At 61.9% G+C, this 17164-nt stretch carries 12 protein-coding genes; 5 read left to right on the forward strand and 7 right to left on the reverse strand.

Translation table 11 applies throughout. From position 1 onward, the window contains the following. Positions 1 to 70 precede the first annotated feature (70 nt). On the forward strand, positions 71 to 2920 hold the full coding sequence (gene ppc / locus ACQQCD_RS05850; RefSeq protein WP_430267470.1) for a phosphoenolpyruvate carboxylase: 2850 nt from the start codon (positions 71 to 73) through the stop codon (positions 2918 to 2920). A 30-nt stretch (positions 2921 to 2950) separates the two neighbouring features. Continuing rightward, the gene (locus ACQQCD_RS05855; RefSeq protein ID WP_430267471.1) at positions 2951 to 3256 is read left to right on the forward strand and encodes a hypothetical protein; all 306 of its coding nucleotides are present in this window, start codon (positions 2951 to 2953) and stop codon (positions 3254 to 3256) included. Here the strand turns inward: ACQQCD_RS05855 and ACQQCD_RS05860 are convergent. The 3 genes from ACQQCD_RS05860 to ACQQCD_RS05870 all read right to left on the reverse strand — a co-directional run bounded on the left by ACQQCD_RS05860 (position 3253) and on the right by ACQQCD_RS05870 (position 6436). Next, complete coding sequence (locus ACQQCD_RS05860) at positions 3253 to 3870, reverse strand: DedA family protein (RefSeq protein ID WP_430267472.1); 618 nt, start codon at positions 3868 to 3870, stop codon at positions 3253 to 3255. The two genes, ACQQCD_RS05855 and ACQQCD_RS05860, sit on opposite strands and share 4 nt — an antisense overlap. A gap of 28 nt (positions 3871 to 3898) precedes the next feature. Beyond that, complete coding sequence (locus ACQQCD_RS05865; RefSeq protein WP_430267473.1) at positions 3899 to 5416, reverse strand: arylsulfatase; 1518 nt, start codon at positions 5414 to 5416, stop codon at positions 3899 to 3901. An 81-nt stretch (positions 5417 to 5497) separates the two neighbouring features. After that, positions 5498 to 6436, reverse strand: coding sequence for a pseudouridine synthase (locus ACQQCD_RS05870; protein ID WP_430267474.1), 939 nt, complete (start codon positions 6434 to 6436; stop codon positions 5498 to 5500). A 207-nt stretch (positions 6437 to 6643) separates the two neighbouring features. Here ACQQCD_RS05870 and ACQQCD_RS05875 point away from each other — a divergent pair, with 207 nt between their 5' ends. Further along, entirely contained in the window at positions 6644 to 7276 is a 633-nt protein-coding gene (locus ACQQCD_RS05875) for an ArsR/SmtB family transcription factor (RefSeq protein WP_430267475.1), read from the forward strand. After that, positions 7273 to 7980, forward strand: a complete 708-nt coding sequence (locus ACQQCD_RS05880; RefSeq protein WP_430267476.1) for an SRPBCC domain-containing protein — start codon at positions 7273 to 7275, stop codon at positions 7978 to 7980. The genes ACQQCD_RS05875 and ACQQCD_RS05880 overlap by 4 nt, the downstream gene beginning before the upstream one ends. Positions 7981 to 8175: 195 nt before the next feature. On the opposite strand, the gene ACQQCD_RS05885 is transcribed toward ACQQCD_RS05880, so the two are convergent. Then, positions 8176 to 9744 (reverse strand): PLP-dependent aminotransferase family protein, encoded by a 1569-nt coding sequence (locus tag ACQQCD_RS05885; RefSeq protein WP_430267477.1) that lies wholly within the window; start codon positions 9742 to 9744, stop codon positions 8176 to 8178. A gap of 60 nt (positions 9745 to 9804) precedes the next feature. Here ACQQCD_RS05885 and ACQQCD_RS05890 point away from each other — a divergent pair, with 60 nt between their 5' ends. Further along, the gene (locus ACQQCD_RS05890) at positions 9805 to 10410 is read left to right on the forward strand and encodes a YczE/YyaS/YitT family protein (RefSeq protein WP_430267478.1); all 606 of its coding nucleotides are present in this window, start codon (positions 9805 to 9807) and stop codon (positions 10408 to 10410) included. 46 nt (positions 10411 to 10456) lie between these two features. On the opposite strand, the gene ACQQCD_RS05895 is transcribed toward ACQQCD_RS05890, so the two are convergent. From ACQQCD_RS05895 to ACQQCD_RS05905, 3 genes are all read right to left on the reverse strand, one after another. After that, the gene (locus ACQQCD_RS05895; RefSeq protein ID WP_430267479.1) at positions 10457 to 11353 is read right to left on the reverse strand and encodes a DNA-formamidopyrimidine glycosylase family protein; all 897 of its coding nucleotides are present in this window, start codon (positions 11351 to 11353) and stop codon (positions 10457 to 10459) included. Beyond that, positions 11346 to 16409, reverse strand: a complete 5064-nt coding sequence (locus tag ACQQCD_RS05900; RefSeq protein ID WP_430267549.1) for an ATP-dependent helicase — start codon at positions 16407 to 16409, stop codon at positions 11346 to 11348. The genes ACQQCD_RS05895 and ACQQCD_RS05900 overlap by 8 nt, the downstream gene beginning before the upstream one ends. Positions 16410 to 16481: 72 nt before the next feature. Beyond that, a complete protein-coding gene (locus ACQQCD_RS05905; RefSeq protein WP_430267480.1) occupies positions 16482 to 17162 on the reverse strand; it encodes a DUF4232 domain-containing protein in 681 nt (226 codons plus the stop codon). Positions 17163 to 17164 lie beyond the last annotated feature (2 nt).

Raw genomic sequence — 17164 nt, forward strand, 5'->3', positions numbered from 1 at the left:
TATCCGTAACTTGGCTCACAGTATCCAGCGCAGTGTACGAGCCCAGACCAAAACCACGAAAGTCGGTTCCATGTCTCCCGCTGCCCCCGTGTCCGCACCCGCAACGCCGTTCAACAAGGTTGATGAGGATCTTGCCGCCGAATTGCGTGCCGATGTCCGCCGCGTCTCCACACTCTTGGGTGAATCCTTGGTGCGTCAGCACGGCCCCGAGTTGCTGGCTTTGGTTGAACAAGTACGCCTTCTAACCAAAGAATCCAAGGAGGCTGGCCGGGGTGGCGCCGCGGCTACCGGGCCGTGGAGCGCGCACGACGTCGCCGCCCAAGTCCGCGAACTCCTCGCCTCCCTGCCGCTTGAGCAGGCTACCGATCTGGTCCGCGCTTTTGCGTTCTACTTCCACTTGGCCAATGCAGCCGAACAGGTTCACCGCGTTCGCGGCCTGCGCACCCGGGCAGAAAAAGACGGCTGGCTGGCCCAAGCCGTAGCCGAGATCATTGAAAAAGCTGGTGCAACAGTCCTGCAGGACGTGGTTAACGAACTCGACGTTCGCCCCATCTTTACGGCGCACCCCACCGAAGCTTCACGCCGCTCGGTGCTGGACAAAATCCGCAAACTCTCTGATGTTTTGGCACAGCCCACGGTTGAAGGAACCTCCGCTCGCCGCCGCCAAGACCGTGAACTCGCCGAAATCATCGATCAGATGTGGCAGACCGACGAGCTGCGACAAGTCCGGCCCACACCCATCGACGAGGCCCGTAACGCGATCTACTACCTTGGCAACATCCTTACCGACGCCATGCCGGAAGTTCTCACCGAACTCACCGAACTCCTCGACGCCCACGGTGTAACGCTGCCCGCCCAAAACGCACCGATTCGCTTCGGTTCCTGGATTGGTGGAGACCGTGACGGTAACCCCAACGTCACGGCCGACGTCACACGCGAAATTCTGCAGATCCAAAACCAGAACGCCGTACGGATCGGCATCTCGCTGCTGGACGACTTGATCTCTACACTCTCCAACTCCACGGCCCTAGCCGGTGCCGAAGAAGAGCTGCTGGAGTCCATTCGGGTGGACTTGGCCAATCTGCCGGGCCTGGACAAACGCGTCCTTGAACTCAACGCACAAGAGCCTTACCGCTTGAAGCTGACCTGCATCAAGGCCAAGCTCATCAACACGGGGCGTCGTGTTGCGGCTGGGAAGTCACACGAACCCGGACGCGACTTTGCCTCCACCGCGGAAATGGTCTCCGAGCTGGAACTGATGGAGCGTTCACTCCGCAAGCACTCGGCGTCGTTGGTTGCGGACGGTGCCTTGGCGCGCGTCCGCCGCTCATTGGCTTCTTTTGGGCTGCACCTGGCCACTTTGGACATCCGCGAGCATGCCGATCACCACCATGACGCGGTTGGCCAGCTCTTTGATCGCTTGGGTGACCTGCCCAAGCCATACGCTGAACTGTCCCGCGAAGAACGCCTCGAGCTACTCAGCGGGGAATTGTCCTCCCACCGTCCGCTCTCCGGGCACCCCATCCGTTTGGACGGTATTGCGGATAACACTTACAACGTTTTCCGTGTGATCCGGCAGTCACTGCGCACCTACGGTCCGGACGTGATCGAAACCTATATTGTCTCGATGACTCGCGGCGCCGACGACGTGCTGGCGCCAGCCGTGTTGGCACGCGAAGCAGGGCTGGTGGAGCTTCACGGCGAGACGCCGTACGCGAAGATCGGTTTTGCGCCGCTGCTGGAAACTGTTGACGAGCTGCGCGCATCGGCCGAAATTGTGGACCAGTTGCTCTCCGAGCCGGCCTACCGCGAACTAGTCCGGCTGCGTGGGAACGTGCAAGAAATTATGCTGGGCTACTCGGATTCCAACAAAGAATCCGGTGTGATGACCAGCCAGTGGGAAATCCACAAAACCCAGCGCAAACTCCGGGACGTGGCTGCCAAACATGGTGTGCGGGTCCGTATGTTCCACGGCCGCGGTGGCTCCGTGGGCCGTGGTGGCGGACCCACTTATGACGCCATCCTGGCTCAGCCCAACGGAGTACTTGAAGGCGAGATCAAGTTCACCGAACAGGGCGAGGTCATCTCTGACAAGTACTCCTTGCCTGAACTGGCACGCGAGAACCTAGAGCTTTCCTTGGCTGCCGTGATGCAAGGTTCCGCCCTGCACCGCACCCCACGCACCTCCGAGGAGGAACGCGAACGTTACGGGCACGTGATGGAAGTGATCTCTGACGCAGCCTTTGCCCAGTACCGCACCTTGATTGATGATCCCGATCTGCCCGCCTACTTCCTGGCATCCACCCCGGTGGAACAGCTAGGTGACCTTAACATTGGTTCGCGCCCGTCTAAGCGTCCCGATTCTGGCGCCGGTTTGGGTGGGCTCCGTGCCATCCCGTGGGTCTTCGGTTGGACGCAGTCTCGCCAGATTGTTCCAGGCTGGTTCGGCGTTGGTTCCGGGCTCAAGGCTGCCCGCGAGGCCGGCAATGAAGCGCAAATGAGTGAGATGTTGGAACGCTGGAACTTCTTCAGTTCGGTGCTCTCCAACGTTGAAATGACCCTCGCCAAAACGGACATGGACATTGCGGGGCACTATGTTGCTTCACTGGTTCCGGCCGAGCTGCACCATCTTTTTGACGTGATCCGTGCCGAATACGAGCTCACGGTGGCCGAGGTTCAGCACTTGACCGGTGAAAGCACTTTGCTGGACGCGCAGCCCACCCTCAAGCGCTCACTCGAAATCCGTGACCAGTACCTTGACCCGATCAGCTACCTGCAAGTGGAACTCTTGCGCCGCGTGCGCGAAGGCTCTGACAAGGTTGCCGCTGGTGCTAGCGAACGCGAGATTGACGTAACGCTTCAGCGCGCCATGCTCTTGACCATCAACGGTGTGGCAGCCGGTCTGCGCAACACCGGGTAGTTTGCGCGTTCGCTTGGTTAGGCTTGGGGGATGCCTTCCTTCCGCACCACACTGACTATTGATGGCCTGCGCCCGGGCAACGCTCCGGAATCGGTGATGGCCACTGCGGTTGAGGCGCTCGAATCCTGCCACCATGTTGAGGCGAATCAGCTGGACATTGTGCGTGGGGTTCCGCAACTGACCTTGCGTTTTCTGGTGGAGCCAACCGAGTACGACGCCGAGAATCGCCTTGCGCGAGAATCGGCGGCTTCGGTGCGGGACGCCGTCGACCGTGTTGCAGTGACGGGGCGTCAAACGGTGAGCCGCCGGGCGCGGGGTAAGTGGCTGGTGGTTTAGTCTTCAGTGCCGGGCTCTACCACCGGGGAGCGGTTGCCGCGCCGTTTGGTGATGATGAGGCCCAGCACCGCACCCACGGCTAGGCCCACCCCCACGCCAATGAGTGAGCTCGCCCAAAAGGGTAGGCGAGTGGCGGAGCCCGTGAAATAACCCAGACCCACCAGCCAGATGGCCCAGAGGACGGCGCCAATTGCTGCGCAAAAACTGAACCCCCGTGCCGTGACGTCACCGATTCCAGCGGCAGCTGAACAAGCGAGCCTTCCGCCGGGCAAGAACCGGGCACCGGTGATGGCCCCGTACGCCGAAGAACGGCCGGCCCGCTCGAGCGCCCGGTGAATTCCGCGGTGGACTCTGCGGCCCCAGCCCCAACGGTCCAAGACGCTACTGAGTTGGCGCCGGAACAGTTGAAAAACTAGAACATCGCCCAACCACGAACACAGCGCCGCGATGGCGCCCAGTAGCCACGGGTTGATTCGTCCTTCGGCCGCGAGTGCACCGCCGGTGATCACCAGCATTTCGGAGGGGATGGGCGGGAAAATGGCATCACCGAGGACCAGCGGAATACTCCACCAGTAGACTGCCGTGCCCCATGCTTCGGGGCTGCCAAAGATCATGTGGCCAAGTTACCGTACCTGAGGATGGCTATTGGCTTGCCGCGATTTTTTCTCGTGTGTGACTGAGCATGCTCACCACAGGGGCGCCCGGAATGAGCTGACCGTCGCGCACAAAGCCCTCTTCGCGGCCTACCAGGACAGTGATGAGCCGCTGCCGCCACGCAGCCACGGTGGTTTGGTGTTCGGGTTCTTTGGCGAGATTTCGCTGCTCTTGAGGGTCCTGCGCTAGGTCAAAAAACTGCTCAGTTCCCTTGCCAGAGCCCCAAATGTATTTCACCTTCCCATCGGTGAGCCAATGAATATTCTGGCCAAAATAGACGTGCTCGCCATGGAGGAATTCCCGCACAGGCGGCCGCTCCGGATCACTTGCGGCGCCCCGCAGCAGCGGGGCGAGGGATACGCCGTCGCACGTGTCCGGAACCGGCACCCCGGCGAGGTCAAGGAGCGTAGGCATCACGTCGCGCAGTTCCACAACGTCACTGACTACTGTGTGCTGCACTCGGCTGGCGGCGGCTTTCCTAGTGGCGTCCGCTGAGTCCGCGATGACCAGGGGGATTCGTGCGGAGCCTTCATAGGGGAGCGCTTTGCGGAACATGTGGTGATCGCCCATCAGCTCGCCGTGGTCACTGGTAAATGCGATAACGGTGTCCTCATCCAGGCCAAAGTCCGCTAGAGATTCACGGATCCGGTTGATCTGCAGGTCGATCTGCGTCATCAGCCCGTAGTAGCCGGCCCGGGCACGGTGAACCACCTCGTTGGGCAGGTGCCCGTAAGCCGCCTGGTAGTCGCCGTCCTTGCGGAACTCATCCCAGTCATCTTCCCAATCACCCCCCACCGCTTTGTAGTCGGGGAGATTCAGGTACTGGTTGTACGCCCACGCTGGAGGATCGTACGGCGGGTGGGGCCGGTGGAAGGACAAGTACAGGAAAAACGGTTTGCTGGGATCACGCCGGTACATCCACTCCACAGCCTGTGTGCCCACCCAGCTTGTTGGATGCAGCCGCTCGTCCTTGTCCCACGGGCGCGCCATCACGGAATTGCAGTTCACGCCGTTACCGAAGTACTCCTCATCCGGTGCCACCCCGGGCTGACGCCGCAACCACGGAACGTAATCATCAAAAAACGCGAACTGTTGTTTGAACTTCTTGCGGGCATAGTGCAGGTAGCCGTCATGCAGGACAACATCGTCAAAACCAAGCCGGGCCCGCTCCGGGTATACGTGCATTTTGCCGATGGCCTGGGTGTGATATCCGGCCTTTTTGAACTCGCCTTGAATGGTCACAGGGTGGGCGGCGTTGAAGTCCACACCCTCCTGATAGCCAACCCGGCCGTGCCGTTCCTGCGACTGCCCGGTGAAGAGGGCAACCCTAGCCGGAACACAGGTGGGCGTAGCGGAGTAGGCACGGTCAAAGCGCACACCTTCACGGGCCAGCTGGTCCAAGTGTGGCGTCTGAACGTGCGGGTGCCCGGCTGCGCCGAGGCAATCCCCACGCCATTCGTCGACACAAATGAGGATCACGTTTTTCTGCTTGGTGGGACGATTCACCCACTAACCATGGCTGGTGGGATGAGCACTCGTCAATCCTTGTCCGCGACGACGGGGATGCACCGGCCTGCGTGGGACGGACTATTTTGTAGGGGGAAACTCGCTCAACTGCAGTTCGCTCCGGTACTCCACCGGCTGCTTGCTGATCGGGTCAACAAAGTTGATCCCGCGGGCCAGGAGCTGGAGCGGTTTGGAGTAGTCGTCCGGAGCTTTGTCTAGCAAGTCAGGATAGAAAGCGTCATGCATAATTCCTAGACCCAGCGAGGCCATATGCACGCGCAGTTGGTGAGTTTTCCCGGTATGTGGCTCCAAACGGTAGAGGCCCCGCGCCGGTGGCGTCCCGTCGTCGTGCGTGTCCATCAGCTCGATGCGAGTCTCGGTATTTGGCTCCCCATCCACCACTTCGGCGAGCAGGTAGGTGCGTGACTTCACCATCCGGTTGCGGACCACCACCGGAAAATCGGGGGTGTTCAGGCCGCCGGCAGGTTTAATTGCGGCCACACACTCGTACTCTTTTTGCACCTGACGCTTCTCAAAAAGCACTTGGTACTTGCCGCGGGTATCCGGGTTTGTGGAAAACAGCAACACACCCGCCGTCATCCGATCCAGCCGGTGCATAGGGATCAGCTCGGGCAGATTCAGCAGATTCCGCAAGCGCACCAGCGCGGATTCCTGAATGTAAGTACCGCCCGGAGTTGTGGGCAAGAAATGCGGCTTATCCACCACCAGGAGGTGCTCATCCTGGTGCAAAATATTGATCTCCACCGGCATTCTGACCTCAGGCGGCAAGCTGCGGTAGTACCAAATGAAAGTGTGCGCGGTGAGCGGGGTGGTCCTGTCCAGAGGAACGCCGCCCTCGCCAACAATCTCCCCAGCATCAAAGCGGTCCGTGATTCCCTGCGGGTCAATGTGCCCCCAGCGATGCATCATGTAATCCATCGCCGTCTCCCAGGGGCCCTCATGCGGAAGACGAAGGCGGGTCGCATTCACGCCGTCGCGCACGGGAAGTGGGGATTTCATCACCGTTCAAGGGTACCCGCGCCCACCATCCGCCCATCCCACCCCACCCCACCCCACCCCACCCCACCTTTCGCCGAGGTCGGTGCTTAGCTCTGTTTTCCTAGGGAATTCACTAGGCATTCGACGCGATGCACCGACCTCGGTGAGGGGGAGCCGGAGAGAAATACGGTCTTGACAAGAAAAGTTGTCGGTTGGCATACTTTTTCTATGAAGGACATCGAAGTAATCGACAACCCAGCGGTCGCTGAAGCCTCGCTCGGGGCCATCCGCACGCGAATCCTTCAAGCGCTTGTTCAACCAGCCTCAGCCACCATGCTCGCAGGCACCTTGGAACTACCCCGCCAAAAAATCAACTACCACCTCAAAGCACTCGAATCAGTGGGGCTCGTGGAACTTGTCCAAGAGCGACGCAAAGGAAATGTCACCGAGCGAATTGTTCAAGCCTCGGCGGCGTCCTACGTCATTTCACCGGACGCGCTCGCAGCAATTTCGCCAGATCCGCACCGCTTTAGCGACAAGTTCTCGGCATTCTGGTTGCTGGCACTCGCCGCCAGGATGGTGACCGAATTAGGCAAACTCATCACGGGGGCCGCGGCCGCCAAACAGCCCCTCGCAACGTTCGCGATCGATGCCGACCTTAGCTTCAGCTCGGCCAAGGATCGGGCCGCGTTCGCCGAAGAACTAGGGGTCACCGTCACCAAGCTCGTGGACAAATATCACGACGGCGGACGCACCCCAATAGCGCGTCCGCACCGTCTCGTCGTCGCGCTTCACCCAACCCTGAAGCCCACAAGGCACCAAGTAGAAACCACCTCAAAGACCACCAAGGAGCAAATGTGAGCGAGAACCGCGAGTTTGAAATTGTTGCCGATATTCAGGTGCCAGCCACCCCCGATCGTGTGTGGGAGGCCATCACCACTGGCACGCCTGCGTGGATGTTCCCCACCGATCAGTGGCCAGCCGAGTTCCCTGTCAACGAGCGGCCGAGCCACCTGATTTCCCGCATGGACGGACCTGATGGTTGGTTCAATCAGCTGGAGCACGTTATTGAGCCGTTGCCGGATGGGAGGGCTTCTATTCACTACGTGCACAGCGGAATTTTTGCCGACAATTGGGACCAGCAATACGACGGCGCTTCAAAGCACACCGCGTTCTATCTGCACACCTTGGGCCAATATTTGGAGCACTTCGATGGCAAGCCTGTGGTGTTCACCGACATTCAGGGGCCAGCTACCTCAGCCACGCCCGAAGCGTTTGACCAGTTCAAGGGCGCATTGGGTATCGCCGGTTCCGCTGTTGGGGACAAGGTCGATGTCATGCTCGACGGCGTTGGGCAGCTTCGCGGCGACGTGGACTTTGTGAATGAAAACTTCGTGGGAATCCGAACTCAGGATGCGCTGCTGCGATTCTTTGGCCGCAACAATTTTGGCGCAGTGGTGGGGATGACAGTGCACGACTTCAGCGCGCCGTCGGATCCGGCTGCCCGCTCTGAGGAAACGGCGGTCGCCTGGAGCGCGTTCTTCGCGAGCGTCTACGGCGAGTAGCTCGCGTCCCGGGCTCCCTCACGCGTCCACCCTCACCTCACGCGTCCACCCTCACCTCACGCGTCCACCCTCACCTCACGCCGAGGTCGGTGCACCGTGCCGTTCGCCTAGGCAATTTCCTAGGAGAACGACGCTAAGCACCGACCTCGCGGGATGGGGATGGGGAAGGGGAAGTCGCGGGGAGGGCGGACTGGGCTAGGCGATTGCGGCGGGGCGCTCGGTGATGTCCTGGGTTGACGACTTGCTCAGAGAGGCTCGTAGTTTTGGTGCGGTCTCGAGTCGGGCCTGCATTTCTTTGAGGGCCAGCACGGCTTCGCGAAGCTGCTCTGCTGGCAGGGTAAATGGCAAGCGCAAGTGTCTTTCAAAGGCGCCGCCAATGCCAAATCGGGGTCCGGCGGCTAAACGAATTCCGTATTCGGGCCCAAGCACCGTCAGTGCGGTGCTGAGTTCCCCGGGCAGCGCGCACCACACTGTGAGCCCGCCGCCGGGCCGTTCGGGACGCCACGTGGGCAGGTGTTCTGCGAGTAATTCCATCAACGAATCACGGTTCCTGCGCAGCTGGTTGAGCCTTGCCGGAAGCGGCTCGCGGAGTTCGCGGACCAAGTGGGTTGCCGCAAGTTGATCCACTACCGGCCCGCCCAAGTCCATGGGGGTCCGGGCGGCGGCCAAGCGTTGAATAGTGGCACTGGAGGCCCGGATCCAGCCGACCCGGAGGCCCGCCCAATGGGACTTGCTGAGCGATCCGATGGACAACACCTCGGTACCAAAACTGGACATCGGGGCAGCGCTGACGCCGTCCAGATTCACTTCGCGTAAGGTCTCGTCAATCACCAAAACGGTCCCCGAGGCAGCGGCAGCGCGCACCACCCGTCTGCGCTGAGAATCCGTCATCAACCGTCCAGTCGGGTTGTGAAAATCAGGGACGAGATACGCCAAAGCGGGCTTGTGCTGGGCCAGCGCTTCCTCCAAGGCGGGCACGTCCCAACCCTGATTCGGGTCCTTCGCCAAGGGAACGGGTAGGGCCCGGCAGCCAGCTGCGTTGATGGCATCCAGAGCGTTCGGGTAGCTGGGGTGGTCCACCAGGACTTTGGCCCCGCGGCCCGCGAAAGTCCGCAGGATCACATTCAGAGCATGCTGCGCGCCGGACGTGATGATCAATTGCGAAGCATCGGTGGGGACGGACTGTGCCGCGTAGTAGTCCGCCACGGCTTGGCGCAGCGCCGGCAGCCCAAGAGCGTCGTAACCAAAACCAGGTAAGAGCGCCGGCAATTCCGTCAGGGCCGCCGCAAACCCGCGGTGAACCACTTCTCCGCTCGCGGGCAATGACGCGTAGGCCAGGTCAATAACTCCCTCGGGCGGAGCCAGGCCAGGGGCCCCGGAAAGTCCGACGGCGGCACTTAGGTAAGTGCCGCCGTCGCCCATTGCTCGGTGAGACTTGGCGGTAGGTGGCCGCGCATTTTGCCGTGTGGCGGAGTAGCTGGAACCCAGCGTCCCGGGCACACAGGTCCTGGCTCGGCCGCCTTGTGGGCCGGCGATGAATTCTTCTCGGCGGAGTTCTGCGTAGGCGGCGGTCACGGTGGTTCGGCTCAGGCCCAGCGTTTCTGCGAGCGAGCGTTCACTGGGTAGGGCCGTGCCCAGAGGGAGCCGGCCGTCGAGGATCAGGAGCCGGATAACCTGGGCGAGCTCACGGTACGCGGGGGAGACGCCGTGGTTCCAGATGCCAAGGAGTCGGCTGAGTGAACTTGCTGCAAGGGCGGAAGGCATAAGGCCAGTATCTCAAAGTGGCTATGGAATACAAGGCCAGTTTGCTTGGACAATAGATGCATGATGTTCCGCAGACTCCTTCAACTATTCGCCGGCTTGGCCCTTTACGGCATTTCCCTGGCGATTTTTATTCGTGCCGCCGTGGGTCTGGATCCGTGGGACGTTTTCCACCAAGGGTTGGCTAGCCGCATCCACCTGAGCATTGGCACGGTGGTGGTGATGATGAGTTTTGTGGTGCTGCTCTTGTGGATTCCGCTGCGGCAAAAGCCCGGGTTTGGAACCTTGTGCAACGCCGTTTTGGTAGGGGTTTTTGCCGATATTGGGCTCGCGATCATCCCGCAGGTCAACGGATTTGTGCTCCAACTCGCGGTGATGGTTGCCGCCGTGGTGCTCAACGCAGTGGCCACTGCTTGCTACATTGGTGCACGTTTTGGTCCCGGCCCGCGAGATGGCCTAATGACGGGGTTGGCCCGCCGATCCGGCTGGTCTGTAAGGGTTGCACGCACCAGCATCGAGGTCCTCGTTTTGGTGATCGGGTGGTTACTCGGCGGCACGGTGGGCATTGGAACTGTGGTCTACGCCTTGGCCATTGGACCACTGGTGCATTGGTTGTTGCCGAAGTTTATGGTGCATGACCCCAAAGCCATGGCACTCTCCCCGAAGTAGCCCCCTTAACATTCGCCGAGGTCGGTGCATCGGCGCGTTCTCCCCGTTAATTTCCGGGGCAAACGGAGCTATGCACCGACTTCGGCGCGAGGGGGGGCTGGCAGGCGGGGCAGAAGAATATGTTGCGCTCTTCGCCGACCCCGCCGCTCGTCAAGCCGTCGGTGCCCAGCACGTCACGGGTGCCCAGAAGCTCGCGACGCACCGGGGTTCCGCAGCGCCGGCAAGGTTGATGTTGCCGCCCGTAAACCCAGTACCCGGGCCGAACGCCAAGAGCTGCGGCTCTGGGACCAAGAGTGTTCCGGATTCCGCTGCCCCTGTTCGCTTGGAGCAATTCGTGGGCGAATCCGATCAGCTCAGCCGGATCCGGCACGGAAGCTACCGGAGTGCTCGGGTGAATGCCGGCCAGAAAACACGCCTCGCAACGGTAAATGTTCCCCACACCAGCCATCACTCGTTGGTCGAGCAGCACCACGCCAACGGGAGTCTTGGGCCACGCGAGCATTCGCCGGAGGGCTTTGTCAGAATCCCATTCCGGGCCCAGATGATCGGGCCCCAAATGGCCCAGGGTTTTCTCTTCGGCAGCTGTGGGAATGACCTCGAGTATGCCTAGTGAAAATCCGACGACGTCACTTTCGGCGGTGCGTAGAACACACCTTGCGGTGTGGCCGGGTTTACGCCACTTACCGCCGGTTGGATAAACCTGCCACGAGCCCTCCATTTTCAGGTGTGAATGAATCGTGAGTCCGCCCGGGGACCCACCAGCGGGTGGCTGAACCCGGATCAGAAGGTGTTTGCCTCGGGGGAGAGCTTCCAACACGGTCCAGCCGGCTAGGTTCAAGGTGGCGAACCGGGGTACGCGGAAGTCGCTCGAGACGAGTACGCGGCCTGCCAACGCGGAGTGAAGTTCCCGGGCCGCCCGCCAGACGGAATCGCCCTCAGGCACGGATCCGCAATCCGCGTGGTGTTGAGTACGCACCGGCGGCGGCGAGGGCGGCGGCGAGTGGGGTGTCTAGAAGATCGTGGCCGTTGACCTTTTCCATGGCGAGTTTGTCCACGGCGCCGCGCTTGACTACATCAACTAGTGTTTCCGCGGCGGGCACTAGAACTTCATCGGCGTCGGAGAAAGCCAGAAGCGTTTTGCCGCCACGCTCAACGTAGAGAACTAACGCCCCGTCAACCATCACTACTAGTGCCCCGGCTTTGCGGCCTGGGCGGTGACCGGATCCGGCGTCGGCCACGGGGGCGGGCCAGGGGAGTGCAGCGCCGTAGGGGTTCGCCGGGTCAGTGGCGGCGAGGGCGATGGTCTCGTGTGGTGCGGGATCGTTGGGGGCACGCAATTGGGTGTCTTCGCTGAAGGAACGCAGCCGGTCAACCGTGGCCGGGACGGCGAACTGTGCTGCGCCGAGGTGTTCGATGAAGTATCCGCGCCGGCAGCGTCCAGCTTCCTCGAGCCGCGCCAGAACTTTGTACATGAGCCCGAATCCGCCGGGAATCTGCTCGGCCATCACCGAACCGCGTGTGACTACCCCGTAGCGGTCCAACATCAGTTCGGCTGTGGCGTGGGCGTGGATGGTGGGGTCAAGGGCGGGGATGGGCAGCGCTGACCAGCGCCCCGCGGCCAAGGGTGGTGTGTTGGATTCTGCGCTGTAACCGGACCCGGCGAGCCCGGCACCGCGCAGTCCAGAGCCCAGACGCCCCGCCCCGCCATACGTGGGAGCCCCGCCGTACGTGGGAGCCCCGCCATACGTGGGACCCCCGCCATAGGTAGGGGCCCCTCCGTAGGAAGCAGCCCCGCCGTAGGAAGCACCAGAGGAGCCAGAAACACCCAACCTTCCAGCCCGCAATGACCGAGCCCGGGCCGGCCGGGAAGTAATTTTGTGAGCCGTTTTGCCGCCGTCCAGCAGTGCACGCACTGGCGCAAAAGTGTCTCCAGTGATCCGCCCGGCCCAGACCAGATCCCAGAGTGCCGCCACAATTTCTGAGTCACTGAGGACAGCGTCCATACCCCCGGCAATGTCTTTGAGTTGCCGGAAGAAGTAGGCTCCGCCGCCTGCTTGGAGGTGTTCCAGGACGCGTTCGGCGGCGCTTCCGGGCACGTATTCGGGGTCTGGGTTGAGTGTGAGTTGGTTGGATTCGGCGAGGTGTAGCCGGATCCAACCATCGTTTCCGGGCAAGGCTCCGGCGCCGGACCATTGGATTTCGCCGGCGGCCATGAGCTCGTCCAGCATGGCTGGGGCGTAGTCCTGCACGCGGTTGGCCAGAATGAGCGGTTCCCAGGCCGACGCCGGAATGGGCACCCCGGCGAGTTGGTCCACTGCCGTAAGAATTCCGTCCAGGCCGCGCAAGGAACTGCGTTTTCCGTAGGCGGCGGCGTGTTGCCAAATGGGTAAAAAGCGGCCATAAGCAGCGGTGTCCACAGGCTCGACTTCTGCGCGCAGCACGGCGAGGGAGCGCCGTCGTAATCGCCGCAAGACTTCCGAGTCGCACCACTCGGTGGGCGCAGCACTGGTAACAGCCCCGCTGTTCAAGGAACCGCCGGGAGCAGAGTCAGCTTCGGCAACACGGTGTGGACGGAACTCGCCCTCCACCACACGGCCCGCGCCAGCGAGTTGGCGCAAAGCCCCCTGCACCACGGCGCTGCCTAGCCCCAAACGTGCGGCGACCTCTGCGGTGGTGAACGGGGCGTGGGTGCGCGCATACCGGGAAACCAGATCGCCTAGCGGATCGGCAACTGGCTCAATAAACGCGTTCGGAATACCCATCGGCAACGGCACACCCAGGGCGTCGCGCAACCGCGCGGCATCCTCCACGGCGGCGAACCGCTCACTCCCAGCGATACTCACGCTCAAGGCGCGCTTTGCCTTGAGCAGCGCATTGACGTGTTCGACGGCGGCAATACCGAGTGCCTCACTGACCGCTGTTTCACTCGCTTCAGCCGTGGGCGCCTTTTGTGTGGCAGGTTCCAGTTCCAGCCGTGCGGCGATCTCCGCAACGCTTAGTGGCCCCAAGAGTCGGAGCAGGTCCGCAACTCCTTCTACACCGCGGGCTTTGCGGTCCGGGGCTAGGCGTTGGAGTTCCTTCTCGGTGGTCTCAATAACTGCAGCGTCGAGGAGTTCGCGTAGTTCGGCCCGGCCCAATAGTTCGTTGAGCAGAGTCGGATCCAAAGAAAGCGCAGCGGCCCGGCGTTCGGCCAGCGGTGAGTCGCCTTCATAGAGGAATTGGGCCACGTAGCCAAAGAGGAGTGACTTGGCGAAGGGCGAGGGCTGCGCGGTGGTGGTGTGGACCATCCGTAGTTCGCGCCGTTCAATCTGCGCCGCGATGTCTTTGAGCGCTGGCAGGTCGTAAACATCCTGCAGGCATTCCCGGACGGTTTCGAGGACGATCGGGAAGGTAGGGTACTTTTTGGCGACGTCTAGTAGTGCGGCGGCGCGTTGGCGTTGTTGCCAGAGGGGTTGGCGTTTGCCGGGGGTTTGACGCGGTAGCAGCAGGGCGCGGGCTGCGCATTCCCGGAAACGGGCGGCAAAGAGCGCACTTCCGCCCACCTCGGTGGTGACGATTGCTTCGAGCTCGTCCGGTTCAAAGATGAATAGTTCGGCGCCGGGTGGTTCGTCGTCCATCATGGGAACGCGCAACACAATGCCGTCGTCTGCGGCCATCGCTGAACCGTCCAGGCCGTAGCGTTCGTGTAATCGACGGCCCACCGCGAGGGCCCATGGTGCGTGCACGGGCATGCCGAACGGGCTGTGGAGGATTACTCGCCAATCGCCGAGTTCGTCGTGGAATCTTTCCACCACGAGGGTGCGGTCGTTGGGGACAACTTCGGTGGATTGGCGCTGCTCGGTGAGGTAGCTGATGAGGTTCCCGGCGGCGAAGTCATCCAGCCCGGCGGCGCTGCAACGCGCAGTGGCGGTTTCGACGTCGGACGTTGAAAGTTCCCGGATGAAGGCACCCAAGGCGCGGCCCAACTCCACGGGCCGGCCTAGGGAATCGCCCTTCCAGAACGGTAGTTTCCCGGGCTGGCCGTAGGCGGGGGAGACCAGGACGCGGTCGTGGGTGATGTCCTCGATCCGCCAGCTGGTGGCACCGAGTGCGAACACGTCGCCCACACGGGATTCGTAGACCATTTCCTCGTCCAGCTCGCCCACACGTTTGCTGGATTTGGGGTCCTGATCGCCCACCAAATACACACCAAATAGCCCGCGGTCTGGGATGGTTCCGCCGGAGACAACGGCCAAACGCTGGGCGCCGGGCCGGCCTTCGATGGTTCCGGCGTTGCGGTCCCACACAATCCGGGGACGCAGCTCGGCGAACTCGTCCGAGGGGTACCGCCCGGCGAGTAGGTCAAGGGTTGCGTTGAAGGCGGAGCGTGGGAGCCCGGCGAAGGGCGCGCTGCGGCGGACGACGTCGAACCAGTGGTCCACATCTATGGAACCCAACGCTGTGGCCGCCACGGTTTGTTGGGCCAAAATGTCCAGCGGGTTTTGCGGGATGGAGAGGCGTTCAATTTTGCCGCTGAGCATACGTTCCACCGTGACGGTGGTGTGCAGGAGGTCAGCGCGGTGTTTGGGGAAGAGGACGCCTTGGCTGATTTCGCCGACTTGGTGGCCGGCGCGCCCCACACGTTGAAGTCCGCTGGCCACCGAGGGCGGAGATTCGACCTGGATGACCAGGTCCACGGCGCCCATGTCGATGCCGAGTTCAAGCGAGGAAGTTGCTACAACGCAACGGAGCCGCCCGGATTTGAGGTCGTCTTCAATGGTGGCTCGCTGGTCTTTGGAGACTGAGCCGTGGTGAGCTCGCGCCAAGATAGGGTCGGCACCGGTGGTGGCGCCAGCTTGAGCCATCACTTGCGCGGGCGGTGCAGTTTTAGTGGCCGCGACACCCGGTGCAGCTTTACCAGGCAGCGCAGTTACATCAATATCCCAGCCGCCTTCAGCTTCCATCAATTGCCGTGCGGCGTAGATTTCGTTGAGCCGGGCTGTGAGCCGCTCGGCCAGGCGGCGTGAGTTGGCGAACACAATGGTGGACTGATTTTTCAGGACTAGGTCAACGATTTTCTCTTCCACATGCGGCCAAATGGATGCTTGTGGTTGGAGTCCGGAGGCTGGTCCAAGATCGTGTGCTGCGGCAGCGGCGGGGAGATCTGACATGTCCTCCACAGGTACGCTGACGGCCAGGTCCCAGGTCTTCGAAGCCGGTGGCGCAACAATTTTTACCGGTGCTGAGCCGGCCAAAAATTGTGCCACAAGCTCGTGTGGCTCAACCGTTGCTGAGAGGCCGATCCGCTGGACAGGTTTGTCCAACAAAGCGTCCAGGCGTTCAAGTGAAACGGCAAGGTGAGCCCCGCGTTTAGTCCCGGCCACGGCGTGAACCTCATCAATGATGACGGTGTCCACCTCAGCCAAGGTTTCACGCGCTTTGGAGGTCAGCATCAAAAAGAGCGACTCGGGTGTGGTGATCAGAATGTCTGGCGGGTTGCTCAAGAGGGTGCGGCGTTCGGCCGCGGTGCTATCTCCAGAGCGCACACCAACTGTGACGCCAGGGGCAGGGAGGCCCAGCATTTTGGCAGTTTGCGTGATCCCAATAAGCGGCGCACGGAGGTTGCGTTCCACGTCAACGCCCAGGGCCTTGAGCGGGGAAATGTAGAGGACCTTGGTTTTGCGCTTTGGCGCTCTTGGAGCTTTGGACGCCTTGGCAGCAGGGGGAGATTCGGCGCCTGTTCCAGAAGCGTCTGTTCCAGATCCGGCGGGTTCGCTTGGTGTGAGCGGGGCAGCGTCAACCATCAGCGGCAACTCTGTTTGCCCGGCAGTTTGGGCCCGCCCAATAAGCCCGTCCAAGGCCCACAAAAAAGCGGCGAGAGTTTTACCCGAACCTGTGGGGGCAACAACTAGCGCGTGGCTGCCGGAGGAGATGGCGTCCCAAGCTCCAGATTGTGCTGGGGTGGGCGCCTTAAAAGCGCCCAGGAACCATTGACTGGTTGCTGGGCTAAAACGGTCCATCACGGCGGCGGCGTGGCCGTTGTTTGATTGCCCTGCGCGCATTTTTACATCATGCCTTACCGCGCCGACACTTTAGCCAGCTTGGTAAATCCCCAAGGTCAGCAAAGCAATCTGGGTGTTGGCGCAGGCAGCCATGGGACGAGCAATAAACACGGAGCCGGTGTCCTCTGGAGGGTAGATCCGGATGCCAGCGGCCTGAACTTGTTGGCAGCCTTGGTACTTCCCGGGTTGGTTGTATTGCAGCACTGCGTGGCCGGACTGGCCTGGCTTGAGGATCACGTCAACGGGGGTTTCGGCTGTCCGGTCCGCGGGTTTGCCGATCGGTTCGCCCGTGGGGCCCGCGGTGAGGGAAACACCCGAGTACCCCTTCAGGAGGCAGTTGCTGGTGCCCTTGTTGGTGAGAATGAGCTTGATGTAATTGCTTCCGGCTGCGCCGCCACCGGTTCCGTCTGTGCTCGCGGCGAGGTTGGCGGAGACACAGCGCGGTGGAGTTCCGGCTTGAGCTGCCGCTGGGGTGGTAGCGGAAGGCTTGGTGGTAGAGCTGGGGCTGGCGCTGCTGCTGGCCGTCTGGGTGGCCGACGCCGACGCGCTTGCCGAAGCGCTGTCCGTTGAGGGTGCGGGCGAGGATGATTGGCTCGAATTACTCGATGTTGATGAAGGTGCTGGGGCCGCCGGGGCGCACCCTGCCATTGCTAGTGCGGCAATGGCCAGCGAGGTGGCGGGGATCAGGAATCGGGCCTTCAGCATGCTCATGG

The organism is Pseudarthrobacter sp. J1763 (assembly GCF_050490295.1).
Taxonomy (GTDB): Bacteria; Actinomycetota; Actinomycetes; order Actinomycetales; family Micrococcaceae; genus JBNPEO01.